28 protein-coding genes and 1 riboswitch are annotated in these 24,696 nt (G+C 65.5%); of the genes, 8 read left to right on the forward strand and 20 right to left on the reverse strand.

Annotation, left to right across the window (positions count from 1 at the left end; all coding sequences use genetic code 11):
- Window positions 1-2: 2 nt before the first annotated feature.
- Entirely contained in the window at window positions 3-515 is a 513-nt protein-coding gene (locus A3M7_RS0134075; RefSeq protein WP_027547923.1) for a uracil-DNA glycosylase family protein, read from the reverse strand.
- A gap of 244 nt (window positions 516-759) precedes the next feature.
- Here A3M7_RS0134075 and A3M7_RS0134080 point away from each other — a divergent pair, with 244 nt between their 5' ends.
- On the forward strand, window positions 760-984 hold the full coding sequence (locus tag A3M7_RS0134080) for a DUF6429 family protein (RefSeq protein WP_027547924.1): 225 nt from the start codon (window positions 760-762) through the stop codon (window positions 982-984).
- A 26-nt stretch (window positions 985-1,010) separates the two neighbouring features.
- Window positions 1,011-1,541: a phosphohydrolase gene (locus A3M7_RS0134085; RefSeq protein ID WP_027547925.1), complete on the forward strand. Its 531-nt coding sequence runs from the start codon at window positions 1,011-1,013 to the stop codon at window positions 1,539-1,541.
- 202 nt (window positions 1,542-1,743) lie between these two features.
- Here the strand turns inward: A3M7_RS0134085 and thiC are convergent, their stop codons facing one another.
- From thiC to A3M7_RS0134115, 6 genes are all read right to left on the reverse strand, one after another.
- Entirely contained in the window at window positions 1,744-3,642 is a 1,899-nt protein-coding gene (gene thiC / locus A3M7_RS0134090) for a phosphomethylpyrimidine synthase ThiC (RefSeq protein ID WP_027547926.1), read from the reverse strand.
- 182 nt (window positions 3,643-3,824) lie between these two features.
- On the reverse strand, window positions 3,825-4,451 hold the full coding sequence (locus A3M7_RS0134095; protein ID WP_027547927.1) for a thiamine phosphate synthase: 627 nt from the start codon (window positions 4,449-4,451) through the stop codon (window positions 3,825-3,827).
- The gene (locus A3M7_RS0134100) at window positions 4,438-5,220 is read right to left on the reverse strand and encodes a thiazole synthase (RefSeq protein ID WP_027547928.1); all 783 of its coding nucleotides are present in this window, start codon (window positions 5,218-5,220) and stop codon (window positions 4,438-4,440) included. The genes A3M7_RS0134095 and A3M7_RS0134100 overlap by 14 nt, the downstream gene beginning before the upstream one ends.
- 155 nt (window positions 5,221-5,375) lie before the next feature.
- The gene (gene thiS, locus A3M7_RS0134105) at window positions 5,376-5,573 is read right to left on the reverse strand and encodes a sulfur carrier protein ThiS (RefSeq protein ID WP_027547929.1); all 198 of its coding nucleotides are present in this window, start codon (window positions 5,571-5,573) and stop codon (window positions 5,376-5,378) included.
- A complete protein-coding gene (locus A3M7_RS0134110) occupies window positions 5,564-6,574 on the reverse strand; it encodes an FAD-dependent oxidoreductase (RefSeq protein WP_027547930.1) in 1,011 nt (336 codons plus the stop codon). Before A3M7_RS0134110 ends, thiS begins: the two co-directional genes overlap by 10 nt.
- A riboswitch (TPP riboswitch) is annotated at window positions 6,562-6,690 on the reverse strand. Its footprint overlaps the gene before it by 13 nt.
- A 156-nt stretch (window positions 6,691-6,846) precedes the next feature.
- The gene (locus A3M7_RS0134115; protein WP_027547931.1) at window positions 6,847-7,383 is read right to left on the reverse strand and encodes a lytic transglycosylase domain-containing protein; all 537 of its coding nucleotides are present in this window, start codon (window positions 7,381-7,383) and stop codon (window positions 6,847-6,849) included.
- Window positions 7,384-7,678: 295 nt separating this feature from the next.
- Between A3M7_RS0134115 and A3M7_RS45405 the strand changes: the two genes are divergently transcribed.
- Window positions 7,679-7,939 carry a hypothetical protein gene (locus A3M7_RS45405; RefSeq protein WP_198033864.1) on the forward strand — a complete coding sequence of 87 codons (261 nt, stop codon included), beginning with the start codon at window positions 7,679-7,681 and terminating at the stop codon, window positions 7,937-7,939.
- Window positions 7,940-7,947: 8 nt separating this feature from the next.
- On the opposite strand, the gene A3M7_RS0134125 is transcribed toward A3M7_RS45405, so the two are convergent.
- Window positions 7,948-9,273: an ATP-binding protein gene (locus tag A3M7_RS0134125; protein WP_027547932.1), complete on the reverse strand. Its 1,326-nt coding sequence runs from the start codon at window positions 9,271-9,273 to the stop codon at window positions 7,948-7,950.
- 13 nt (window positions 9,274-9,286) lie between these two features.
- Window positions 9,287-10,057: a response regulator gene (locus A3M7_RS0134130; protein WP_027547933.1), complete on the reverse strand. Its 771-nt coding sequence runs from the start codon at window positions 10,055-10,057 to the stop codon at window positions 9,287-9,289.
- 181 nt (window positions 10,058-10,238) lie between these two features.
- On the opposite strand from A3M7_RS0134130, the gene A3M7_RS0134135 reads away from it, so the two are divergent.
- On the forward strand, window positions 10,239-10,808 hold the full coding sequence (locus tag A3M7_RS0134135) for a hypothetical protein (RefSeq protein WP_027547934.1): 570 nt from the start codon (window positions 10,239-10,241) through the stop codon (window positions 10,806-10,808).
- Window positions 10,809-11,032: 224 nt separating this feature from the next.
- Window positions 11,033-11,560, forward strand: a complete 528-nt coding sequence (locus A3M7_RS0134140; RefSeq protein ID WP_027547935.1) for a PRC-barrel domain-containing protein — start codon at window positions 11,033-11,035, stop codon at window positions 11,558-11,560.
- A gap of 211 nt (window positions 11,561-11,771) precedes the next feature.
- Here the strand turns inward: A3M7_RS0134140 and A3M7_RS0134145 are convergent, their stop codons facing one another.
- The 8 genes from A3M7_RS0134145 to A3M7_RS0134180 all read right to left on the reverse strand — a co-directional run bounded on the left by A3M7_RS0134145 (window position 11,772) and on the right by A3M7_RS0134180 (window position 21,428).
- Window positions 11,772-12,983 carry an ABC transporter substrate-binding protein gene (locus A3M7_RS0134145; protein WP_027547936.1) on the reverse strand — a complete coding sequence of 404 codons (1,212 nt, stop codon included), beginning with the start codon at window positions 12,981-12,983 and terminating at the stop codon, window positions 11,772-11,774.
- A gap of 299 nt (window positions 12,984-13,282) precedes the next feature.
- Window positions 13,283-14,113 (reverse strand): ABC transporter permease, encoded by an 831-nt coding sequence (locus tag A3M7_RS0134150; protein ID WP_027547937.1) that lies wholly within the window; start codon window positions 14,111-14,113, stop codon window positions 13,283-13,285.
- On the reverse strand, window positions 14,110-15,372 hold the full coding sequence (locus A3M7_RS0134155; RefSeq protein WP_027547938.1) for an ABC transporter permease: 1,263 nt from the start codon (window positions 15,370-15,372) through the stop codon (window positions 14,110-14,112). The genes A3M7_RS0134150 and A3M7_RS0134155 overlap by 4 nt, the downstream gene beginning before the upstream one ends.
- Window positions 15,373-15,448: 76 nt before the next feature.
- Window positions 15,449-16,507, reverse strand: a complete 1,059-nt coding sequence (locus A3M7_RS0134160) for an ABC transporter substrate-binding protein (RefSeq protein WP_027547939.1) — start codon at window positions 16,505-16,507, stop codon at window positions 15,449-15,451.
- 65 nt (window positions 16,508-16,572) lie between these two features.
- On the reverse strand, window positions 16,573-17,697 hold the full coding sequence (locus tag A3M7_RS0134165; RefSeq protein WP_027547940.1) for an ABC transporter ATP-binding protein: 1,125 nt from the start codon (window positions 17,695-17,697) through the stop codon (window positions 16,573-16,575).
- 135 nt (window positions 17,698-17,832) lie between these two features.
- Window positions 17,833-19,401: a DUF4403 family protein gene (locus A3M7_RS0134170; RefSeq protein ID WP_027547941.1), complete on the reverse strand. Its 1,569-nt coding sequence runs from the start codon at window positions 19,399-19,401 to the stop codon at window positions 17,833-17,835.
- A gap of 139 nt (window positions 19,402-19,540) precedes the next feature.
- A complete protein-coding gene (locus A3M7_RS0134175; RefSeq protein WP_027547942.1) occupies window positions 19,541-20,179 on the reverse strand; it encodes a PQQ-binding-like beta-propeller repeat protein in 639 nt (212 codons plus the stop codon).
- 28 nt (window positions 20,180-20,207) lie between these two features.
- The gene (locus A3M7_RS0134180) at window positions 20,208-21,428 is read right to left on the reverse strand and encodes a hypothetical protein (protein ID WP_027547943.1); all 1,221 of its coding nucleotides are present in this window, start codon (window positions 21,426-21,428) and stop codon (window positions 20,208-20,210) included.
- A 150-nt stretch (window positions 21,429-21,578) separates the two neighbouring features.
- Between A3M7_RS0134180 and A3M7_RS0134185 the strand changes: the two genes are divergently transcribed.
- Together A3M7_RS0134185 and A3M7_RS0134190 are read left to right on the forward strand one after the other, a co-directional pair.
- Entirely contained in the window at window positions 21,579-22,373 is a 795-nt protein-coding gene (locus A3M7_RS0134185) for a thioredoxin family protein (RefSeq protein WP_027547944.1), read from the forward strand.
- Entirely contained in the window at window positions 22,366-22,644 is a 279-nt protein-coding gene (locus A3M7_RS0134190; protein WP_027547945.1) for a hypothetical protein, read from the forward strand. The genes A3M7_RS0134185 and A3M7_RS0134190 overlap by 8 nt, the downstream gene beginning before the upstream one ends.
- Before the next feature lie 59 nt (window positions 22,645-22,703).
- Here A3M7_RS0134190 and A3M7_RS0134195 read toward each other — a convergent pair whose 3' ends face one another.
- Window positions 22,704-23,204, reverse strand: coding sequence for a GNAT family N-acetyltransferase (locus tag A3M7_RS0134195; RefSeq protein WP_027547946.1), 501 nt, complete (start codon window positions 23,202-23,204; stop codon window positions 22,704-22,706).
- Window positions 23,205-23,206: 2 nt separating this feature from the next.
- Window positions 23,207-23,686 (reverse strand): Lrp/AsnC family transcriptional regulator, encoded by a 480-nt coding sequence (locus A3M7_RS0134200; protein WP_027547947.1) that lies wholly within the window; start codon window positions 23,684-23,686, stop codon window positions 23,207-23,209.
- A gap of 133 nt (window positions 23,687-23,819) precedes the next feature.
- Here A3M7_RS0134200 and A3M7_RS0134205 point away from each other — a divergent pair, with 133 nt between their 5' ends.
- Window positions 23,820-24,215: a nuclear transport factor 2 family protein gene (locus A3M7_RS0134205; RefSeq protein ID WP_027547948.1), complete on the forward strand. Its 396-nt coding sequence runs from the start codon at window positions 23,820-23,822 to the stop codon at window positions 24,213-24,215.
- 16 nt (window positions 24,216-24,231) lie between these two features.
- Here the strand turns inward: A3M7_RS0134205 and A3M7_RS0134210 are convergent, their stop codons facing one another.
- Window positions 24,232-24,651, reverse strand: coding sequence for a cytochrome c family protein (locus A3M7_RS0134210; protein WP_027547949.1), 420 nt, complete (start codon window positions 24,649-24,651; stop codon window positions 24,232-24,234).
- Between the last annotated feature and the right edge of the window lie 45 nt (window positions 24,652-24,696).

The following is a 24,696-nucleotide window of genomic DNA, read 5'->3' on the forward strand; positions in this document are numbered from 1 at the left end:
CGCTACGAAGCGATCCACGCCGCCAACTCGCGCCACGGCTCCAGCGTCCAGTGCCCGGACGCGGCACCGGACGGCGAGGGGAGCACGAATATCTCCGGCAAGCTTCCGTCGCGCGGCTGCCGCCCCAGCGAGATCCCGCTCGACGGCCTGCCGTAAAACAAGCTCGCCGCCTTCTTGCTCGTGAACGCAATCGTCCTCGGCCGATACTTTTCCATCTTGGCCCTAAACCCCGGCACGTCGATCGATGCGGCCTCGATCTGGTGATCCATCCCGGCGCCCGATTTGGAGAGATCGGTGAAGCCGATCCCGAGTTCGATCAACTCCGCAAACTCGCTCGGCTGATATCGCCGCGGCGTGATCCCGGCCTCATGGATCGCGCGCCAGAAGCGGTTGCCGGGATGGGCGTAGTAGTGCCCGAGCTCGGCCGAGCGCGTCGAGGCGGCGGTGCCGACGAAGACGAGGCGGAGGTTGGGACGGAGCTGGTCGGGGAGGCGGTGGAGGATGGGAGCGGGCAAATCATTTATCCGCAGACTTGTAGCTCGCATGAGCGTCAGCGACATGCGGGGCCGCTGTCAATCCCAGATGTCGCTTCCGCCTTCGCTCTCCGAGCTGCGGCGGACAGGTCGCTCATCCGGACTACGCTTGCTGCGGGACCAATGCACTGTTCGACCGAACCGCAAATAGCGGATTGCAGACCGTCATTGCAGATTGCGTATTGCCGAATAGGATGTCCTCAACAACGTTTTAGAGAGTTTCGAGATGGCCATCAACAGGGACAAGATCGACGACGCAGCGTTGGCCTTACTCTATCTGACCCTGCACGATGACTGTCGGGCATGGAAGGGCTTCGACTGGGGCGTGCTCGGCCCCCTGCACGACAAGGGAATGATTCATGACCCCGTTGGCAAGGTAAAGTCGGTGGAGTTCACCCCCGAGGGGCTCGAACGGGCGAAGACGCTGTTCAAGCAGTTGTTCGAGGAATGATATCTTGTCGATGAACCGCGAAGAAACTGGCCGCCGCCTATGCGGCGCCTGGCCGCCACTATCACAACCTCTCGCACATCGAGGACTGTCTCGCTGCGCTCGCGCGGTTGGAAGGAATCTCGGCGGCCGAGCGTGAGATCCTGACGGAGGCCATCTGGTGGCATGATGTCATCTATGATCCGACCCGGTCGGACAATGAGGAGCTCAGCGCGCAGCTGGCCGAGCAACACGTTCGCGCCGATACCAGCCACGAAGTGGGGCGCTTGATCCGCCTGACCAGGACGCACGATGTCCAGCCGGATGATCGCCTAGGCGCGATCCTGATCTCGATCGACCTCAGCATCCTCGGCGCAGCGCCCGCTCGGTACGACGCCTATGCGGCGGCGATCCGCCAGGAATTCATCCACGTCGGCGACAGCGACTATCGCGCCGGCCGTGCCAAGGTGCTGCGTCAGTTCGCCGCCCGGCCGGTCATCTATCCCGATGCTGGCTTTGCTGCGATCTATGATCAGCGGGCGCGCGACAACCTCGCGCGGGAGCTGGCGTCGTTGAGCTGAAGCTGACGTCGTGCTCGGTGCCGTAGCCCGCATGAGCGACAGCGACATGCGGGTTAGTTGTCAGTCCCGGATGTCGCTTCGCTCATCCGGGCTACGCTTGCTTGATGCGACGCTTCGCAAAAAAAAGCCGGGCAGTCTGCCCGGCCTTTGACTTTTAGATGGATGCCCGGGTTAAGCCCGGGCACGGCGAGCGGAGGGCTCCTCACAGCACCCGGTTGCTCTCCTTCACCTTCTCCGCATCCAGATACACGCTTGAGCCCATCTCCTTGAACTTCGCGCTCATCTTGGCCATGCCGTCCTCGGCGGTGCCGCTCATCGACATGCCAATGCTGTTCGGATCGTTCAGCGTCGCCGCATAATCCCGCACGTCCTGCGTGATCTTCATCGAGCAGAATTTTGGGCCGCACATCGAGCAGAAATGGGCGACCTTGTGGGCTTCCTTCGGCAGGGTCTCGTCGTGGAAGTTTTTCGCGGTGTCGGGGTCGAGGCCGAGGTTGAACTGGTCGCTCCAGCGGAAGTCGAAACGGGCGCGGGAGAGCGCGTCGTCGCGGAGCTGGGCGGCCGGGTGGCCCTTGGCGAGATCGGAGGCGTGCGCCGCGATCTTGTAGGTGATGACGCCGACCTTGACGTCGTTACGATCGGGCAGGCCGAGATGCTCCTTCGGCGTGACGTAGCAGAGCATCGCGCAGCCGAACCAGCCGATCATGGCAGCGCCAATCCCTGAGGTGATGTGGTCGTAGCCCGGCGCGATGTCGGTGGTCAGCGGTCCAAGGGTGTAGAACGGCGCCTCGCCGCACTCCTTGAGCTGCTTGTCCATGTTGATCTTGATCTTGTGCATCGGCACGTGGCCGGGGCCTTCGATCATGACCTGGCAGCCCTTGTCCCACGCGATCTTGGTCAGCTCGCCGAGCGTCTCCAGCTCCGCGAACTGCGCGCGGTCGTTGGCGTCGGCGATCGAGCCGGGACGCAGGCCGTCGCCGAGCGAGAACGAGACGTCATACTTGCGCATGAGGTCGCAGATCTCGTCGAAATGCGTGTAGAGGAAGCTCTCCTTGTGATGCGCCAGGCACCACTTCGCCATGATCGAGCCGCCGCGGCTGACGATGCCGGTGACGCGATTGGCGGTGAGGTGGATGTAGGACAGGCGCACGCCGGCGTGGATGGTGAAATAGTCGACGCCCTGCTCGCACTGCTCGATCAGCGTGTCCTTGTAGAGCTCCCAGGTCAGCTTGACCGGATCGCCGTTGCACTTCTCCAGCGCCTGATAAATCGGAACGGTGCCGATCGGCACCGGCGCGTTGCGCAAGATCCATTCGCGGGTGGTGTGGATGTTGCGGCCGGTCGAGAGGTCCATCACGGTGTCGGCGCCCCAGCGGATCGCCCACACCATCTTCTCGACCTCTTCCTCGACCGACGAGGTCACCGCCGAGTTGCCGATATTGGCGTTGATCTTGGTCAGGAAGTTGCGGCCGATGATCATCGGCTCCAACTCTGAATGGTTGATGTTGGAGGGGATGATGGCGCGGCCGCGCGCGATCTCTGAGCGCACGAACTCCGGCGTGATGAAGGCGGGGACCTCGGCGCCGAAGCTCTCGCCGTCGGCAAGCGCTGCTTCCGCGCGCTCGAGCTGCTCCTTGCGGCCGAGATTTTCGCGCGCGGCGACGTAGATCATCTCCTTGGTGATGATGCCGGCGCGGGCGAATTCGAGTTGCGTGATCTTGTGGCCGTCGAGGCCGCGCAGCGGCTTGTGATAGGCGCTGAACGCGCGCGCGGCCTTGTCGGTGGAGAGATTGCCGTTGTCCTCCGGCTTGACCTGCCGACCCTCATATTCCTCGACGCCGCCGCGCTCCAGCACCCAGGCCTTGCGGTTGCGGGCAAGGCCCGCGTTCACGTCGATGGTCACGGACGGATCGGTGTAGGGGCCGGAGGTGTCGTACACCGGCAGGTTCGGCTCGCCGGCGCCTTCGGACAGGATGATCTCGCGCAGGGGCACGCGCAGGTCGGGCGCCGCGTCGGGCGACGCGAAGATCTTGCGCGAAGAGGGCAGCGGGCCGGTGGTGACGGCGGGGACGGTCTGTTGCGGGTTGGAGCGGATGTTCATGGGATCCTCCTTAATTCAGTTCGTTGGCATCGCTGCACGAGAGACAATTACCGCTGTCATCCCCGCGGAAGCGGGGATCCAGTATTCCAGAGGCCGTAGTGGGATACGGAGAAGCCGCGGCGTACTGGATCGCCCGGTCAAGCCGGGCGATGACAGTGGAGTGTGGGGTGAGAGAGCGTGCATCACGCCGCCTCCGCAGGTAGGCCGAGCCATTGCCGCACCCGCGCGTCGGGGTCGGTATTCTGCGTGACGTCGCTGACGACGGCGATGGAATCGGCGCCGGCGGCAAAGATCTCCGCGGCGTGCTCGAACTTGATGCCGCCGATCGCGACCAGCGGGATGGTGCCGATGCGCTTCTTCCATTCCGTGATCTTTGGAATGCCCTGCGGCTCGAAGCGCATCGATTTCAGTGTGGTGAAGAAGATCGGACCCAGCGCGACGTAGTCGGGCTTGGCGGCGAGCGCGGTCGCAAGCTCGGCGTCGTCATGGGTGGAGACGCCGAGGAGAAGGCCCGCCTCGCGGATCGCCTTGAGGTCGGCATCGGCGAGGTCTTCCTGGCCGAGATGCAGATATTTTGCGCCGGCGACGATCGCCGCGCGCCAGTAATCGTTCACGACGAGCTTGGCCTGCGTGCCCTCGGTGATGGCGAGCGCGTCGGTGACGATCTGCAGCGCTTCGGCGTCGTTCAGATCTTTCGCGCGCAGTTGAATCGTGCCGACGCCGAGCTTGGTCAGGCGCTCGACCCAGGCCAGGCTGTCGACGACGGGATAGAAGCGATCAGGATACGCGTTGCGATCAGGATACGGCATGCCAGAACGGGGTCCCAACGACAGGGGTGGAAGGGGAGGCGAAGTCGCGGGCGTTCATCAGCCCGGCCTCAAAGGCGGTGCGGCCGGCCTCGACGCCGAGGCGGAAGGCGGTGGCCATGGCGACGGGATCGGCGGCCTTTGCAATGGCCGTGTTGAGCAGCACGGCGTCGTAGCCGAGCTCGAGCGCCTGCGCCGCGTGGCTCGGCGCGCCCAGGCCGGCGTCGACCACCAGCGTGATGTCGGGCAGCCGCTCGCGCAGCAGTTTCAGCGCATCGCGGTTGGTGATGCCCTTGGCGCTGCCGATCGGCGCTGCCCACGGCATCACCACCTTGCAGCCGGCATCGACCAGGCGGTTGGCAACCGAGAGATCCTCGGTGCAATAGGGGAACACTTCAAAACCGTCCTTGATCAGGAGGCTTGCTGCTTCGACCAGGCCAACGACGTCGGGCTGCAGCGTGTCGTTGTCGGCGATCACCTCCAGCTTGATCCAGCTCGTGCCGAACAATTCGCGCGCGAGCTTGGCCGTCGTCACCGCCTCGCGCACGCTGCGGCAACCGGCGGTGTTCGGCAGCACGGTGACGTCGAGCTCGCGGATCAGATTCCAGAACGCATCGCCGGTCTTGCCGCCGGCGGATTCGCGGCGCAGCGACACCGTGACGATGTTCGAGCCCGCGGCGCGGATCGCCGCTTGCATGATCGCCGGCGAGGGATAGAGCGCGCTGCCGATCAAGAGGCGCGAGGCGAAGGATTTGCCGTAGAAGGTCACCATGATGAAGGTGTCTCCTTGAATTCAACTGTCGTCCCGGCGAAGGCCGGGACCCATACCGCGTGATTTCTCTTGGGGCACAACGGCAGAGACCTTTCGCCCCAACGAAGGCCTGTGGTCATGGGACGACTCGTGGAGAGGTTGTGCCATCACCATCCTCACCCTCCCTGCCGCGGCGTGATGATCTCGATCTCGTCGCCGGCCTTCAGGCTAGTCTCGGCCCAGCGGCTTTTCGGCACGACGTCGTAGTTCAGCGCGATCGCGAAATGGGTGCCTTCGTAGTCGAGCTCGCTGAGCAGCGCGTCCACGCTGGCCGAGTTCACCTCGCGCTGCTCACCGTTCACGATCACGCGCATTGCATCACCTCATTGTCGATCTGGCCGCGCTGGACGTATTGCAGCGTCAGCTCGGCGAGCGCCGGCGCGATCAGGAAGCCGTGGCGGTAGAGCCCGTTGACGGCGATCTTTTCGCCGCGAATGCCGATGCGCGGCAGATTGTCGGGGAACGCGGGGCGAAGGCCCGAGCCGAACTCGACGATGCGCGCCTCGCCGAAAGCCGGGTGCACCGTATAGGCCGCACCCAGAAGCTCGAGCGCCGAGCGCACGCTGACGCCGGTGTCCTCGGCCTCGATCGAGGTCGCACCCAGCATGAACAGATTGTCCTCGCGCGGAATCACGTAGAGCGGCCAGCGCGGATGGATCAGCCGCACCGGGCGCGCCAGCTGCACCTCGCTGGTCTCGATCAGAATCATCTCGCCCTTGACGCCGCGCAAGTCGGGCTGCTCGTCGCGGGCGGAGAGGCCGCGGCAGTCGATCACGATGCCGTCGAGATCGGCGGCGCTGACATCGCTTTCGAACTTGATGGTGCCGCCGGCGGCGCGGATGCGCTCGTGCAGCTTCGGCAGCACGCGGCGCGGCTCGACATGGCCCTCGGCCGGGAAGAACAGCGCATCACGGAAGCGGCCTTCCAGCGACGGCTCGAGCTCGGCAAGGCCCGCGGCATCGAGCCGGCGGTGCGCTTCGGTCATCCGGGCAAAGCGCTCGAAATCGTTGCGCTCGCGCGGATGGGCGACGACGAGGGAACCGTTGAAGGGCGTGTCGGGCAGCTCGCGCCGCCAGATGTCGAGGGAGCGCTGGCCGAGCCTGGAGATGATGGGTTCGGCGACCTCAGCCTCGCACCAGGGCGCCAGCATCCCGCCGGCCCAATGGCTGGTGGAATCGGTCATCGCGGCGTCACCGCGCTCGTGTAGCGTCACGGAATGGCCAGCCTGCGCGAACAACAGCGCCTGCCAGGCACCTGCAATGCCTGCCCCGATGATGGATACCGCGGAATCCGCTCGCTTGGTCGTCTGTAACATCCCTGTCCCTTCGCCGGCATGACCCGGATCAGGTTCAAAGGGTCACCGCGGTCCTGGGCGGATTCGCCCATTTAGCGGTATCTCAGCTCCTCCTCGGAGCACCCCTCGGAACGGCGCCAATGTATGCCAGTGGGGCGGGGTGGTCAACGCGTTAGCCACAGGGCAGTCATTCCGGGGCGGTCCGCAGGACCGAACCTCAGGTGCGCAATTGCGCACCGGGGAATCTCGAGATTCCGGGTTCGATGCTTCGCATCGCCCCGGAATGACGGTGGCTAGTGGTTGGGAACCTGCGCCCGCGCGTTGCGGACGCGCTGGGCGATCTTCCGGTGCGGCGTGGTGCCGAACATCGGCTGCGGGTTGCCGTTCGGCTCCAGCCAGGTGTCGCTCATGTTGGCGACCTGCACGGCCTCCTGGCGCTGCCGCTTTGCAACGTAGTAATAGCCGCCCGCGAAATAACGCACGGCTCTCGCGTGGTCGCCATTGGCCGCATGATAGGCGCCGGCGAGGTATTTGACCGCGTAGGTGAGGTTGGTGTTGGGATCGCGCAGGCCGGCGGCATCGCCGGTGTAGCCGACCCCGCGGGCGGTCGCGAGCTTGATCTGCATCAGGCCGATGGTGCCGCCTCGGCCGACGAGGCCGGGCTGATAGCGGCTTTCGCGCATGATGACGCGATGCACCAGCGCTTCCGGCACGCCATTGGCGCGGGCATGGGCCGCGACCATCTCGGCATACTCGGCTTGGCCCGCGAATGCGGCCTGCGGCGACACCAGTCCGGCCGCGATGAGCGCGGCGACGCGTAAGATTTTCATCGGATATTCCTGACATCCCTGAACGGCCTGCGCCCGGCCGCAATTATTGTTTGAGCATGATCTGTTCGGAAAACCGCGGTGCACTTTTCCTGATCATGCGTTAGGACTCCGGAACACGGCGATGATGTGACCAAACGCCGCCGTCGGCGATTTTGCGGCGCCGAGCCGCTGTTACGACGCAATGCTGCCGTAGGGGTTGCTCAGGTGGAAAACCTCAGCTCGCGACAGCGAGCCTGTCTATTCGCGCGCAGACGCGAAAGCGAGCATGAAAACGCTGCAAATCGGGAGAGGTGCCATGACAAAAACCAACATGGCCAACGCGGACTTTGTCAACGCGGACTTTGTCAGCGCGGACTCGGCCAAGGCACATTTCGGCGACATCCCCAGACAGAATCCCTGTGCCCAATGCGGCACGCCGATCCCGCGGCCCGACTGGATCGAGCCGGGCGAGGGGCGCATCTCCTATCTCTGGACCTGCCGCGCCTGCAACTATCACTTCGAGGCGGTGGCGATCTTCGACGAGGTCGCCGTCACGCGCACCCCGCTCGCGGCCTAACCGGCGATCTACGCCGCGAGCCGCGGCTCCTGCCAGACCGGCAACTCCATCCGCACGATCAGCCCGTGCGGCTCGCGGTCGTGCAGCGACAGCGTCCCACCGTGGGCGAGCGCGATCGCGTGCGCGATCGACAGGCCGAGGCCGAAGCCGGTGGACTCGTCCATGGTGCGCGCATCGTCGCCGCGCGCGAACGGCTCCAGCATCTCCTGCTTGCGTGCATCCGAAATGCCGGGGCCGTCGTCCTCGACGTCGATGACGAGCCTGGTGCCCGATATGTCGAGGCGGATCGTGACCTCGGCGCCGTAGCGCACGGCGTTCTCGACGAGATTGGTGACGCCGCGATGCAGATCGTCGGGACGCGCCGCCGCGGTCGCCGAAGCGGGGCCGTCATAGTGCACGACATGGCCCATGTCGCCGAACTGGTCGGCAATGAGCTGGAGCGTAGAGGCGATGTCGACCAGCGTCACCGCCTCGATGTTGCGGTCGTTGCGCAGGAGCGACAGCACGGATTCCAGCATCGAGCGCATCTGGTCGAGATCCATCAGCATGCGCTTGCGGTTGACCTCGTCCTCGATGAACTCGGCGCGCAGGCGCAGCCGCGTGATCGGCGTGCGCAGATCGTGGCTGATCGCCGCCAGCATCCTGGTGCGGTCCGACATCAGCCGCGCGATCCGCTCATGCATGCGGTTGAGCGCGCGCGCCACCGAGCGGATCTCCTCCGGGCCGCGCTCGGGCAGCGGATCAGCCTCGCCGTCCAGGCTGAAATTCTCGGCGGCCGCGGCGAAGGACGACAGCGGCGCGGCCAGCGCGCGCGCCGCCCACAGGCCGAGCACGGTGACGCAGATGAAGGTGGTCATCAGCGCCGTCAGCCACGGTGCGCCCCAGAACCACGGCCGCGGGCCGCCATCGACGCGGCCGGCGATCACGCTGCCGTCGGGCAATTCGACGCCGACGCGGTGCGCGGTGTCGTCGGCGGCGAGCTGCACCACCTTGTAGCCGCGTCCGAGATGACGGCGCATTCCGCGCAGGTGCTGGCCGTCGCTCTCCTTGACAATGGCCGCCGTGCCGGGCGCGTGCATCTCGATGCCGAGCTTGGGGAAGGCGCGCGCGAGGTCGGCGACGAGGCGCGGCCGCTCGCCGGCCTCGGCCGAGCCGAGCAGCAGCGCGGCATCGGTCAATTGATGGGCGCCGTCCGGCGGCGTGTCCGGGCGATCCGGCCGGCTGATCAGGAAGGCGGCGGTGACGACGAGATGGAGCGCGACGGTGGAAGCCAGCACCAGCGCGGCGATCTGCCCGCCGATACCCTTGAGGTGGAAGAACCCGAGCGGCTTCATCGTCGGCGCCCCCTCAGTTGCCCAGGGAGGCCGCGACCGCTTCAGTGCTTGCTGCTTCAGTTCGTGCTGCTTCAGTTCTTGGCGTGAACAGATAGCCGCCGGAGCGCACCGTCTTGATGATGGTCGGATCCTGCGGGTTGGGCTCGATCTTGCGGCGGATGCGGCTGACCAGCACGTCGATGGAGCGTTCGAACGAGCCGGTGTTGCGGCCCTGCGTGAGGTCGAGCAGGCTGTCGCGCGACAGCACGCGGCCGGGCCGCTCGCAGAACGTCCTCAGCAGATCGAATTCGGCGCTGGTCACCGCGACGCGCGCGCCTTCCGGATTACGCAGCTCGCGCAGGCGCAGGTCGATGCGCCAGCCTTCGAAGGCGAGCGTGCTCGCGCCTTCGATCGAGCTCGCCGCCTGGGCTGCGGCCTGGCGGCGCAACACCGCGTTGATGCGGGCGAGCAGCTCGCGCGGGTTGAAGGGCTTTGGCAGATAGTCGTCCGCACCCATCTCGAGGCCGACGATGCGATCGACGTCCTCGCCGCGCGCGGTCAGCATGATGATCGGCGTCTGCGCCTCCGAGCGCACCTTGCGGCAGAGGCTCAGGCCGTCCTCGCCCGGCAGCATGACGTCGAGGATGATGAGGTCGACGCGATGATCGGTCATGGCGCGCGACATTTCGCGGCCATCGCGCACGGCGGTGACGTTGCAGGCGTTGTTACGCAGGTACTTCGCAATCAACGTCCGCGTTTCGCGGTCGTCCTCGACGACCAGGATGTTGGGATTGGAAATGGCCATGCGCGTTTGTTTGTCCAAGATTCGGGCCAAAAGGCGAAGATTTTTGTTTCAGATTGTTTCTGCGGGTCCCGCCGCAATACCGTGACACACCCGGGCAGTGGCGCGGCAAGGTCTCGTTAAGGCCGTTAACCATACCGTGGCGCGGTCAGACAAGAAACCCCGCAAGATCCACGGAGCCATCATGACCTCGATTTCGGCGGCCTCCGCCGGTACCCATCAGTCGCCGCTACAGCGGCTGCAGCAGGAATTGCAATCGGAAGTTTCCGCCGGCACGATCTCGTCGTCGGACGAGACCGCGCTCTCGACCGCGCTGACCGACATCGACACGGCGCTCCAGCAGAGCCGCTCGAGCGGCCAGTCGAGCGGCACGCGTCCCTCCAAGGACGACATGAAGTCGAAGATCGACGACCTCATCTCCAGCGAGGTGTCGAACGGGACGCTGACCTCGGAGCAGGCCGAACAGCTCAAGGGCGTGTTTCAGTCGGCCTTCGCCAGCGGTCCCGGTGGCGCGGGCGGAGCCGGTGGTGCAGGCGGGCCGCCGCCCGGTCCGCCGCCGGACGACAGCTCTTCGGATTCGTCCTCCACGGATTCCACCAGCAGCACGTCGAGCGATTCGACGACGGTGGAGATTCTCCAGCAGTTCCTCCAGGCACTTCAGCAGTCGCAATCGTCGGCGTCGTCGTACGGTGCCAACGGCAGCTCGTCCGGCAACTCGGACTTCTCCGCACTCCTGATCGACTACAAGAGCTGACCTGAGCGACGCAGGTCGGCGCAGTCCCCGCCACGCTCGTGCTTCTCCCAGGGCGCATGATCGTCGACGGGGAACTGTGCATCCGGAAACGTTCCTGCGTGACTCAAGGAACTTTCACTGCAACGCAGCGCCACGGTTATGCGACGAAATCGCCGCAGCTGAGGAACTGCACGTGATCGGCGCTGTTTTCTCCATACGAGTTTTTGCTGAAGGAGAGGACAACAATGCTGATGAAATCAATCGCCGCCGGCCTTGCCGGCACCGCGCTGCTTGCGACAGTTGCGTTCGCGCAAAACCCGACCGCCACCACGGACAAGGCACCGGCTGCGGCCACCACCACCACGACGACCACGACTGCGTCGGGTGAATGGCGCGCGTCGAAGATGGCGGGCCTGAAGATCTACAACGACGCCAACGAGAGCATCGGCTCGATCAACGATCTGCTGATGGACAAGAGCGGCGCCATCAAGATCGCCGTGATCGGTGTCGGCGGCTTCCTCGGCATGGGCGAGCATCTGGTCGCCGTGCCCTATGACAAGTTGAAGTTCGTCAATGAGGCCATCGCCTATACCGGCGCCGCCACGAACCCGAGCGCCAAGCCGGGTGCGGCCACCACCACCGGCGCTGCGACCGGCACCGACAAGACCGCGACGACCGCGACGGCCTCGTCGAAGTGGTACCCGGACCACGCCGTGTTCAACGCGACCAAGGACGAGCTGAAGAACATGCCCGAGTTCAAGTACTCGGAGTAATGCGGTTCGCGTGACGACTTGAACGAAGCGCGCCCGGTTTTCACCGGGCGCGCGGGCGTGTCATTTCTCGTCATCGTGAGATGTTGACCCTCATCCTGAGGAGCCGCGCTTGCGGCGTCTCGAAGGGCGAGGCCACCGGCCGGGCCTTCATCCTTCGAGACGCTTGCTTCGCAAGCTCCTCAGGATGAGGAATTGGCAGCGAGGGAAAGCCTCAGTGCGTCACCAGCGGGCAGCCGCCCTTGTCGAGCGGACGGAATGCCTCGTCGCCGGGCACGGTGGCGATCAGCTTGTAGAGGTCCCACTCGCCCTTGGACTCCTCGGGCTTCTTGACCTCGAACAGATACATGTCGTGGACCATGCGGCCGTCGACGCGGATCTTGCCGTTTTTGGCGAAGAAATCGTTGACCGGCGTTGAGCGCATCTGTGCCATCACCTTCGGCGCCTCGTCGGTCTTGATGGCGTCGATCGCCTTCAGATAGTGCATGGTCGCCGAATAGAGACCGGCCTGGATCATGGTCGGCATGTGCCCGACCTTCTCGTTGAAGCGTATCGAGAAGGCGCGCGTCTCCTCGTTCATGTCCCAGTAGAACGCGTCGGTGACGATCAGGCCCTGCGTCGCCTTGATGCCGAGCGAATGCGTGTCGGTGATCTCCTGCAGGAGCGCGATCATCTTCTGGCCGCCCTGCGTCAGGCCGAACTCGGCGGCCTGCTTCAGCGCATTGGTGGTGTCGCCGCCGGCGTTGGCCAGCGCGACCACCTTGGCCTTGGAGGCCTGGGCCTGGAGCAGGAAGGAGGAGAAGTCCGACGAGTTGAGTGGATGACGGACCTCGCCGAGCACCTTGCCGCCGCTTTCCTTGACCACGTTGGCGGCGTCGCGCTGCAGCGCCATGCCGAAGGCGTAGTCGGCGGTGACGAAGAACCAGCTGTCCTCGCCGCGCTTCACTATCGCCTTGCCGGCGACGTTCGACAGCGCATAGGTATCGTAGGTCCAGTGCACCGTGTTGGGCGAGCAGGCAACGCCGGTGATGTCGGACGAGCCGCCGCCGGAATTGATGTTGATCCTGTTCTTCTCGCGTGTCAGCGCCGAGATCGGCAGCGCGACCGATGAGGTCGGCACGTCGAAGATAGCGTCGACCTTGTCGTTGTCGTACCAGTTGCGGGCGATGTTGACGCCGACGTCGGGCTTGTTCTGGTGGTCGGCGGCGACGACCTGGACCGGTTTGCCCGCGACCTTGGCGCCGTAATCGGCGACCGCCATCTCGACGGCGGCGAGCGAGCCCTTGCCGGTCGCGTCCGCATAGAGGCTCGACATGTCCGTGAGCACGCCGATCTTGACGACGTCATCGGAAATCTGCGCCTGCGCGGCGCCCGACGTGGCGGCGAGGGCGAGGCCGGCCGCGACGGCGGCGAAGAGTTTTTGCACGTTGTTTCTCCCTGTGTGTTGTTGTTTGGGCGTTGTTTGCAGGGACTGTTCTAGCGACAAACGGCCGCGGCAGCTAAGCCACAGATGCGTGAGGGGGGTGAGAAATAAGCAGGGGGCGGCGGTGTTTTTACCCTCTCCCCTTGTGGGAGAGGGTGGCTCGCCGCGTAGCGGCGAGACGGGTGAGGGGTTCTCTCCGCACGCACCCATCTTGCATTCGTATTTGCGGAGGCAACCCCTCATCCGGCGCTACGCGCCACCTTCTCCCACAAGGGGAGAAGGAAGAAAATGTGCACCACCGGTCAGGCGCTGCTGCCCTTGAGCCGTTCGTTGCGTCGGCGCAGGCCTTCTAGGGTGGCGAGGAGGATGACCGATACGGTCGTCAGAACCACCGCCGCTGCCGTAATGGTCGGGCTGATGTTCTCGCGGATGCCGCTGAACATCTCGCGCGGCAGGGTGCGCTGCTCCGGCCCCGCCATGAACAGCACGATCACCACCTCATCGAAGCTGGTCGCGAAGGCGAACAGCGCACCTGAGGCGAGGCCGGGCAGGATCAGCGGCAGGATCACGCGGCGGAAAGCATAGAGCGGCGAGGCACCGAGCGAGGCGGCGGCGCGTGCCAGATTGGTGTCGAAGCTTTGCAGCGTCGCGCCGACCGTGATCACCACAAAGGGCGTCGCCAGCGCGGTGTGGGCGAGGATCAAGCCGAGATAACTGCCGGTCAGTCCGATCGGCGCGAAGAAGAAATAGAGGCCGACCGCGGTGATGACACCGGGCACGACGACCGGCGACAGCACGAACGCCAGCACGAGCGGCTTGAACCGGCTCTTCCACTGCGCCAGCCCGAGCGCGGCCAGCGTACCCAGCACCATCGACAACAGGGTCGAGGCGACACCGATGATCATGCTGTTCTTCAACGAATTCATCCAGCGCGGCGAATTGATGAAGTCGTCGTACCAGCGCAAGGAGAGGCCTGGCAGCGGATATGTGAGGTACGAGCCCGAGCTGAACGACAGCGGCATGATGGCAAGGATCGGCGCGATCAGGAAGATGAATACCAGCGTGGAGACAATGATGGTCGCGGTCCACGCGATGCGCTGGCTGGGCGTGCGGAGGGACGAATTGTCGCTCAATTCTTCATTCCTCCCGTGACCTGCTGTCCCTGCACCAGCTTGCCGTAGACGAGCGCGAGCACAATGGTGGCCAGCAGCAGCACCGCACCCAGCGCCGAAGCAAGGCCCCAATTGGCCGTCTCGGTCGTGTAGAGCGCGATGAAGTAGCTGATCATCTGATCGGCGGCGCCCCCGACGAGTGCCGGTGTGATGTAGTAGCCGAGTGCCAGGATGAAGACGAGCAGGCTTCCCGCGCCGATGCCGGGCAGAGTTTGAGGCAGGTAGATCCGCAGGAAGGCGGTGACCGGCGGCGCACCGAGCGAGGCGGCGGCACGCATGTAGGCAGGCGAGATCGCCTTCATGCTGCTGTAGAGCGGCAGGATCATGAACGGCAGGAGAACGTGGGTCATGGCCACGCAGACACCGAAGCGGTTGTAGATCAGGCGCAACGGCTGGTCGATGATGCCAAGCCACTGAAGGCTGTCGTTCACGACGCCCCTGCTCTGCAACAGCACGATCCAGGCGCAGGTGCGGACCAGAAGCGACGTCCAGAACGGCAGCAGGACGAAGATCATCAGCAGGTTCGACCGGCCCGGCGGCAGTGTCGCCAGCAGGTACGCGACCGGGAAGCCGAGGATCAGGCAGAGTGCCGTGACGCTGAGGCTGATGAGGAAGGTGCGGCCGAAAACGTCGCGATAGATGGCCTGATCCGGCGGGGCTGCGACGATCGCGCCGTCCGCGTTCCGCGTCAGGTCGAGCGCCGCCAGAAGGTAGAAGCCGGTCACTGGGCCACCGGCGTCCTTGATCGTCGTCCAGGTGGCGCGTTCGCGCCAGGCCGGGTTAATCTTGCCCAGCGTCTCCTTGGCCGCCCCTCGCTCCGGCATCGCCTTCAGATTGCGTGCCGTGCTGGTCAGGATCGTACGAAAGCCGTTCAGCGCGTAGTTGAGCCGCTTGGCCGCGACGGCGATGGTGCCGGAGGTGCGGGCCGCCAGGATGTCGCCTGCCAGCGCAGCAAAGGCCCCTTCGTCCGGCAGGTCCCTGCCGTCCCAATTGGCGAGAGCAGCGACTGTTTGCGGCAGAATCTGACGCACCTCCCTGTCATCGACCGCGCGCCACAGCATGCCCGCGATGGGCCCAGCGAAGGTGAAGAGCAGAAACAGCAAAAGCGGCAGAACCAGCGCCAATGCCTTGATCTGGCGTGCGCGCTCCGCCCGCTTCAGGCGGCGCTTGAGCGGCATCTCGGTCTTGGCATCGGCGCCGGTCAGGGACACTGCTGTCATGGGGTGATCATTTCAGGCAAGGGGCACGGCGAAGGGGCGCGCCCCTCCGCCTGTGCTGTACAGCCGTTTGGTCGCGCTATTTCGCGGCCCATTTGTTGAAGCGCTCGGTCAAGCGGTCGATGTTCTCGAGCCAGAAGCCAACGTTGATCTCGACCGCGTTCTTGATGTTGTCAGGCGCGGTCGGCAGATCTTTCAGGACGGCCGGCTGGATCAGGGCGGCGGCGTCCTTGTTCGAGGTGCCGTAGGCGATGTTCTCCGACAGCTTCGACTGGTTCTCCGCCTTGCCCGCGAAGTCCAGGAACTTGTAGGCCGCGTCCTTGTTCGGGCTGCCCTTCAGGATGACCCAGCTGTCGAGGGTGAAGAGCGCGCCGTCCCACACCATGCCAAAATTCTTCTTCTCGTTCTTGTTCGCGGTGTCGATGCGGCCATTGTAGACCGAGGTCATCGCCACCTCGCCGGAGGCCAGCAATTGCGGCGGCTGGGCGCCGGCCTTCCACCAGACGAGGTCGCCCTTGATGGTGTCGAGCTTCTTGAACGCGCGATCGACGCCCTCGTCGGTCGCCAGCACCTTGTAGACGTCCTTCGGCGGGACGCCGTCGGCCATGAGGGCGATCTCCAGCGTTGTCTTCGGACCCTGACGCAGGGCGCGCTTGCCCGGAATCTTCTTGGTGTCGAAGAAGTCGGCCCAGCCCTTGGGCGCGTCCTTCAGCTTGTCCTTGTCGTAGCCGAGGACGAAATCATAGAGGATGGCGCCGACGCCGCAGGGATTGACCGACGGTTGGATATAGGCCGCCTCGCCGCCGATCTTGGAGTAATCGAGCTTCTCGAACAGGCCTTCCTCGCAGCCGACAGCGAGTTCGTCGCTCTCGACCTGGACGACGTCCCAGGTGGCGGCGCCACCCTGCACCTTGGCGCGCAACACGCCGACACCGCCGTCCCAGGACTCGTCGTTCATCGGGACGCCGGCTGCCTTCTTGAACGGCTCGAAATAGACCTTCTTCTGGGCATCCTGATACGCGCCGCCCCACGACACGACCGTGAGGTCACGCGCCTGCGCGACCGTCGCCAGTGCAGCGCTGGCGCTCAGTGCCGCGGCCAGCCCCAGAGCGATCTTGCCAATCTTGCGCTTCAGCATGGTCTTTGTTCCTTCTTCATGTGAGTTGCGTTGAAGTTGATCGATGCGGATCCGCTTGCGTTGGATCAGGCGGGATCGAGGGCCAGGCAATCCTCGGGGCGGAACGTGATGAACACGCTTTCGCCGGGCCTCAGGCTACCATGTCTCAGGCTGTCATGCGCTCCCGGCTGAAGCTTGACCATGAACTCCCCGTTGCCGGCGACATTCAGCACGGCCAGCGCGTGGTCGCCGAGATAGATGGTGTTCTGCACCCTGGCCGGCAGCCGGTTCGGTCCTTCGCTGGAGGTGCCATCCGGGACAATGGCGACGCGCTCCGGCCGCACCGATAGGGAGGTTGAAGCGCCCGCGCCTGATACATTGACCGCCCGCGCGGTCACGGCGCCGCCACCAGCCAGCGCGACGCGGCAATATTCTTTTTCGACCGTCTCGACGGTGCCGGCCAGCACATTGTTCTCGCCGATGAAGTGAGCGACGAAGCTGTTCACCGGATGCTCATACAGCGCGTCGGGCCTGTCGATCTGCTGCACGATGCCGTCGTTGAACACGGCGATGCGGTCCGACATGGTGAGCGCTTCACTCTGATCGTGGGTGACGTAGACGACGGTGATGCCCATCGTCTCGTGCAGTTGCTTGATCTCCAGTTGCATCTGCTCCCGCAGGCGCTTGTCGAGGGCGCCAAGGGGCTCGTCCATCAGCACGAGTTGCGGATTGAAAACCAGTGCGCGCGCCAGCGCCACGCGCTGCTGCTGACCGCCCGACAGCTGCCCGGGCCGCCGGTGCGCCAGGGTTTCCATCTTGATCATGCGGAGCGCCGCCCTGACGCGCTCCTGCGCTTCCGCCTTGTTCGTCTTGCGAACGGACAGCGGGAAGGCGATATTTTCCGCAATCGTCAGGTGCGGAAACAAGGCGTAGTTCTGGAACACCATGCCGATGTCGCGCCTATGGGGCGGCACGTTCTTGATAGGCCGGTCGGCGAGGTAGATCTCGCCCTGGGTCGGAACCTCGAAGCCGGCCAGCATCATCAGCGTGGTCGTCTTGCCCGAGCCCGACGGGCCGAGCAGCGTGATGAACTCACCCTTCCTGATGTCGAGATCGAGGTTCTTCACCACGAGGTGCTCGCCATCGTAGGTTTTCTGAATGCCGGAGAAGCGCACCAGTGCCGGCGCAGACGTGACCATGCCGGCTTCCATCTTGTCCTCGCGTTATCAGCTACAGTGCTGCCAGGACCTCGTTCGAGGTTACGAGCAACAGCTTAGCACCCTCCGACGAGAATGCCAGCGGCGCAAGCGACGAAGGCGCGGGCGGGCCCGGACAGCGAAGGCGCGCTACATCCCCGACAGCTTCGTCACATACACGTTGAGCGAGCCGCCGGCCTCGGCGACCACGCGCAGCGTCTTGGAATCGAAGGCAATGTCGGCGAGCGTCAGGCTGTCGATCTTCGCGTCGACCTTGAGGCCGTCCTCGCTCTTCTGGTAGTCGGCGATCGCGGCCGCGATCTTCTCGCGCGCGTTGGCGGCGATCGGCTTCAGGTCGAGCGTCGCCTTCTGCACCAGTGCCTGCTGCATCTGCGGCACCACCGCGCGCGCCGCCGCGCCGAGCAGCCCGAAGGCGGCCTCGGATTCCACCGCGAGCTGGATATCGGCGAGCCGCAGCGTCTGCTGCGCCTGGTCGAGCATCGGCCGGCCCCAGATATGCACGGTCGCCTCGGCGCCGAGACCGAGCCAGCTCTTCTTCTCCTTCGCGCGCACCAGGAGCGAGATCAGCAGCCGGTCGCCGGACGGGACCACGTTGACGCTCTTCACGGTGACGTCGACCGGGCCCGAGCCGTCCTCGGGATAGGTGCGGCCGGCCATCTGCGCCGCGATGAGCTTGTTGATCTCGGTAAAGGGGACGTCGATCGGCACGCCGATGTTCACGCCGGTGCCGGTCGGCGGCACGATCGAGATCTTGTCGGGGAACGGACACTCCGGCTTGGTCGCTGTCGAGGTCACGCGCGTCTCGAGCTCGAGGCCGAGCAGCAGCGTCACGGCCTGCGCGTCGACGCGCGGCTGCGCGGCGATGGCGCGGGTCGGCTTCATCTCGAGCCAGAGCGGCGGCAGCGCGGCGGAGGAGCCCGAGCCCTGCAGCGGAATCGAGCGGCAGGCCTTGGCCCATTGCAGCTTCGCATTCTCCCGCAGCGAAGGATCGTTGCGGATGCGCTCGGAGACGACGTTGATCTGCTCGCCGACGTTCTTGTCGATCAGCGGCTTCACCTGCGCCGGCACGTTGACCTTGGCGCCGGCGACCGCGAGGTTGGTGTCACCGAGATTGACCTGGGCGCCGAGATTGGGCTCGAGATGCCAGTTCGCTGCGAGCTTCGGACGCGAGGTGACGACCACGTTGCCCTTGATCTCGGCGCTGGCGTTCAAATTCTTGATGTTGACCGCGCCGATCCGTTTCGCTGCGTCACCGCCGAGCACGCTGCCGAGCGCGTCGCCGAGCGCGCCGGTGGCCTTCGACGACAGCGAGCCCGTCACGTTCAGCTTGCCGGTGAGCGGCGTCGAGATCGTCAGCACGTCCTTGTCGCCGCTAGCTGCCATCGGTCCGCGCACGGCGGACCAGCCGATGTCGGCGTTCTCCAGGATCTGCGAGATCGGGTTGTCGGCCTTGCCGGCGAAATTGCGCGGCGCGGCCTTCTCGGCCTGCTCGCGGATCGCCGACACCGCGATGGCGACCGGCGCCATCACGATCGAGCTCTTCGAGACCGGCGGCAGCGGCGGCAGCTGCGCGACCGGGGGCGCCGAATTCGTCGCGCGCGGCGACAGCCAGTCCATCGCCTTCAGGCTGATGAAGAACGACGCCGCGAGCACCGTGACCGCGATCAGGATAGTCTTGAAATTCAACGCCAGACGCATCTCACCCCCAGGCCGCCCGCGGGGATTCTACAGGGCGGGAGAGAAGGGCGCTAGAGCGCATCGATGGGGTGGAATTGGGGCGAATGTGTTAACGGCCGCGAACGCGCAATTGCCGCATATTCAGGCCGTCATCGCGGGGCTAGTCGCGCCTCGGGCGGCGGACCGCTCTCACCTTGCCGGCGCTGCCGCCGCCGCAGAACAAGCGATCGCCGCCATCGGACTCCAGGCCCGAGACCATCGTGCCCGCAGGCAGGTCGAGCTGCTCCAGCACCTTGCCGGTGTCAGGATCGATCCGCCTGATGTCGCTATCGTCGCCTTCCCAGGTGCCGTGCCAGAGTTCGCCGTCGACCCACGTCACCCCGGTCACGAAGCGCTTGCTCTCGATGGTACGGAGCACCGTCCCGGTCTCCGGATCGATCTGGTGGATCTTGCGCTCCCGATATTGACCGACCCACAGCGACCCCTCCGCCCAGGCAAGTCCGGAATCGCCACCGCCGCCGGGCGCCGGGATGGTGTTCACCACCTTGCCGGTCGCGGCGTCGATCTTCTGGATGCGGTCCTCGGCGATCTGGAACAGGTGCCGGCCGTCGAACGCCGTCCCGGCGTGCGCGGCGACGTCGATCGAGCGCGTGAGCTTGCCGCTGGCCGGATCGACCGCGTTCAGCTTGTCGCCGGATGCGAACCAGACATGCGTGCCGTCATAGGTGACGCCATGCACGGCCTCGACGCCCGGAAAGGGCCCGTACTCCCTGACGATCTCGGCGGCTGAACGTTTCATGTGCTTGATCCCTGTGAACTGATCCATCTTACGTCTTCAGCAGCGGTCCGGGGAGTAACAAGCCTGTCGGGAAGCCCGGGACGGGCGGGGTCATCCAGCGGCGCGCCCGTCCGTGTCCGAACGACTGCACCTTGTTCGATCGTGCGAGCTCCTCGAGCGCCCGTTGCACCGTCCGCGCGCTCGCTCCCAGCGCCAGCGCGAGCGCCGAGCTCGACCATGGCTCGCCGTCGGAGAGGAAGGCGAGGACGGCGGCGTGCTTTTCCTCGACGGGCCGGGCCAGCACGAGGACGTCGCGCGTCTTGCGCGGCGCCAGCACAAAACCCTGCTTCGTCGCGCTGACGTCGGCCAACGGCTCGAGCTGGGTGCGGAGCCGCCCGATCTCGACGCGCAATCGCGCGCGATGCGATTCATCGGCGTGCTTCGCCCGGAACGCACCTGATATCAGCATCTCTCGCGAGACGTCCGCGGGCCATGCCTGCGCCAGAAGGCGGGCCAGCGCGAACAGCACGGGCCGCGTTCCGAGCGACACGGCAACGCCTTGCCTGCGCACGACATGATGGAAGGTGTCGACGACGAGCGCTGTCGAGGTCGCCAGTCTTTCGACCTCTCCGAGCAATAACGGGTGTTCGCTGCCGCGCGCGATCAGTCGCGCGGCCGGCGTGTCGAGGATGCGGTTCGCGCTGTCGACCTCGGCCGAGAGTGTCGGGATTCCCGCCAGCCGCGCTGCCTTGGCCGCGCGGTCGAGCGCGGTGCGCGCGGCTTCTGTCCTGAGCCGCCGTATCGCAATGCCCGCGACCACCAGCTCGCGCGCCACCTGAGACGCAGGCGGGAGCGATGCGCTGCCGGCCTCGGCCAGCGTGCGCTCTGCCTCGTCTATGCGTCCGAGGAGGAGGAGACGGCGCGCCTCGATGTGGCCGGCATGGGCGGCATTGGCGAGATCGCCATGCTGTTCGAGCGTCGCCCGCGCGGCTGCGAGGGTCTTCGCCGGCCAGTTCAGGTCGCGCGAGACGAGCGCGATCTCGGCTTCCGCCACGACGCATCTTGCCCGCGCCACCGCCTCGCGCGGACCGAAGGCGCGCGCGGCGCTCCGCAGCAGCGCCTTCGCCTTAGCGAGATCGCCGAGCTGCGCCATCGCGATGCCGCGCAGCGCCAGCGACGGGGCATCGTTGCGCAATGCGACACGGTTCAGTGCGCCGAGCGGATCGCCAGCCTCGAGCGCACGCGCGGCGGCCGTGATCAGCGACTCCATTTCAATCCCGCCACACTTGTTACTCCCACCAGGCAACCGCTTGGTGCCAGAAATCGTTGACGGCCGACAATGTGCGGTGAGGGGCGAGCGGTTCCACGTCTGTCATAGCGAGACGCGGAATGAGAGCCCAGGAGAGAGGTTTGGAGAGCCATGATGACGTCAGCAGAAAAAGCAGGAAGTAACGGACAGGCCGCCATGCAAACACCGCCGGTGGTGTCGCCGCAGGACTGGGAGGCAGCCCGTCAGCAACTGCTCGTGAAGGAAAAGGCGCAAACCCGCGCCCGCGACGCGCTGGCCGCCGAGCGCCGGCGCATGCCGTGGATGGTCGTGGACAAAACCTATGCGTTCGAGGGGCCCGGCGGCAAGGTCACTTTGCTCGACCTGTTCCAGGGCCGGCGGCAGCTGATCGTCTACCGGGCCTTCTTCGAGCCGGGCGTGTTCGGCTGGCCGGATCATGCCTGCCGCGGATGCTCGATGGTCGCCGACCAGGTCGCCCATGTCTCGCACCTGAACGCCCGCGACACCACGCTGGTCTTCGCCTCGCGCGCGCCGCAGGCCGAGATCGCCAAGCTGAAGAAGCGGATGGGCTGGACCCTGCCGTGGGTCACCATCACCGACGGTTTCGATGCCGATTTCGGCGTGGACGAGTGGCACGGAACCAACGTGTTCTACCACGACGGGAAGCGCATCTTCCGCACCTACTTCATCAAGAGCCGCGGCGACGAGCAGATGGGCGGCACCTGGAACTATCTCGACATCACGCCGCTCGGCCGGCAGGAGGTGTGGGAGGATTCACCGAAGGGCTATCCGCAGACGCCGACCTACAAGTGGTGGAACTGGCACGACAGCTACACGGAGGGTGCAGCGCCCGACAAGAAATGGGTGGAGGTCACGGACGCCGGCGAGAAGGCGTTTCGCGAGGAGGCCGCGGCGGGCCGTGACTAGTCCCGTCAGCGCAGCGGCCGGCGCCAGCCGCGATGGTGTGATGGCCGCGCGCCACCTCGCCAGATGGCTGGCTCTGGCGGCCACGCCGACCTTCGCCGTCATGGCCGTGCTGACCGCCGTGCTCGGCGGCGGCTCCGCCGACATGCTGTGCGGCGCCGGGCAGGGGTCTCTGCTCGGCGGGATGGTGCCGATGTATCTCTTGATGAGCGCGTTTCATTCGGTGACGTGGCTGAGGCTGATCGCGGAGCGGCGAGGTGGCGCCCGCCGGTAAGTGCCGGGTGGTCACCGGTGCAAATGAGAGTGGCCCCGGCATCACTGGGGCCGCGCCGGTCACCGGCTACTTCCGCCGAAGAAGAAAAGGACCATCAGGATCTCATCGTAGTATCGGTCGCCCTGCTTCAGCGCCTTCACCCCGCGGCCGTATTCGACGAAACCGGCTGCGGTGTAGAGCCGCAACGCGGCCTGGTTCTCGCTAACGACGACGAGCTGGAGCTGCTCGACGCGCTTTGCGGCGTGCGCTGCAACCGCGTCGACGAGCAGTCGCCCCGTACCGGACTTCCGCGCCAGCGGCCGCACATACACGCCCCAGAGAACCGCCTTGTGCGCGGTCTTCGCGCCGTCCTCCCGGCGGAAGCCGGCGGTCCCCACGAGCTCGCCCGCGATGAACGCACCGAACACGTCCGACGCCGTGAGGCGCTCCTCGAACCACGCGAGGGGCTTCTCCCGCTCGCGTTCGAGCGTGCTGGTAAAAGCTTCGGGATGGGCTGCGAGCGCTTCCAGCCTGATCGCACGGTAGAGAGCCGCGTCGGCGGGTGTCAGCAGTCTGATCATGGCTATGCGAGATGCGCCAGCGGCAGGGGCGCGCCGGCCTTGAGCGTCTGAATCGCGATGCTGCTGCGAACCTCCCGCACGATCGGCAGGTTGAGCAGCTTGTCGACGAGGAAGCGCTGGTAGTTCTCGAGCTCGGGCACGACGATTTCGAGGAGATAGTCGGCTTCGCCGGAGACGAGGTGGCAGGCGACGACCTCAGGCATGGCAACGACGGTCTTTTCGAAGCTCAGCGCCTGGTCGTTGGCATGGCCGTTGATCTTGACGCCGAGAAAGGCCGAGAAGCCGAGGCCGATGCGGGCGCGCCGCAAGGAGGCGCGGTAGCCGTCGATATAGCCGTCCCGCTCCAGCCGCCGCACCCGCTGCAGGCAGGGCGACGGCGATAATCCGACCTTGTCAGCCAGCTCGATGTTGCTCAACCGCGCATTGGTCTGGAGTTCGGTGACGATGCGCCGGTCGATCGCATCCAGCTCGCATTTTGGCATGAACCGCATCCCGTTGGATCAAGAAGGGCGCAATGTTGCGCCGGCGCCGCCGAGACTAGCCTACTTCGCAAGGACATGCCTCGGCTTTCCGTGGGATGCAGTGCTCCGCCGTTTTCTGCTGATGGAGTGAACCATGACCGAAGGCCCGAACCTCGCGCCCCTGCTGGAGGCTGTCGAACGTTACTTCACGCTGATGTACGACAACGACGTGTCGCAGTTCGACCCCGTCTTTGCGCCGACCGCGCAGCTCCACGGATTTCGCGATGGCGAGCTGCGGATATTGCCGGCTGGCGACTACAGGACGGTGCTGGCGTCGACCCCGTCGCCCAAATCCAAGGGTGCTCCGCGCCTTCAGGAGATATTGCTGATCGATCTGGCCTCGCCCCTGCAAGCCCTGGTCAAGGTCCGGGTCCGGATCGATGTGCTCCAATACGTTGATTATCTGGCCTATCACCGCATCAAGGACGCTTGGTTGATCACGGCGAAATCGTTCCAGGTCGAGCGACGATATGAGCCGACCGGCACGTAGCTGCGCTGCCGCAATCCTATTGGCTGCCCGCCGCCTGCAGATACGCAACCACCTTGGCGGCTTCGTCCGCGGAGACACCGCCATAGGGCTGCATCTTGTTGCCGGAGACGACTTCATCCGGCTCGACCATGAAGCGGGTGAGCTTGTCCTTGTCCCAGACGAAGCCGGCTTCCTTCATCGACGGAGAGTAGTTGTAGTCGGGCAGCGAGCCTGCCTTGCGTCCGACGATCTTGCTGAGATTGGGGCCGAGGCGATTGTCGCCTTCCTTCACCGAGTGACAGGTGCGGCAGGAATTGTTGAACGCCTGCTGAGCTGCCTCGTCGTTCGCCGGCTGCTGGGCGAGCGAGGAGGGCGCGAACAGCAGCAGCGTCAATGCTCCCGCGCCGGCGATCGGGCGCAGCCATGGGCTTGGCGACGTTTGCAGGCGGGATTGCATCTAGCGCCTCCATCGGGGATCGCGCCGCTACAAGTGCGCATCGGG

This window comes from Bradyrhizobium sp. WSM2254, assembly GCF_000472645.1.
GTDB classification, from domain to species: Bacteria; Pseudomonadota; Alphaproteobacteria; order Rhizobiales; family Xanthobacteraceae; genus Bradyrhizobium; species Bradyrhizobium niftali.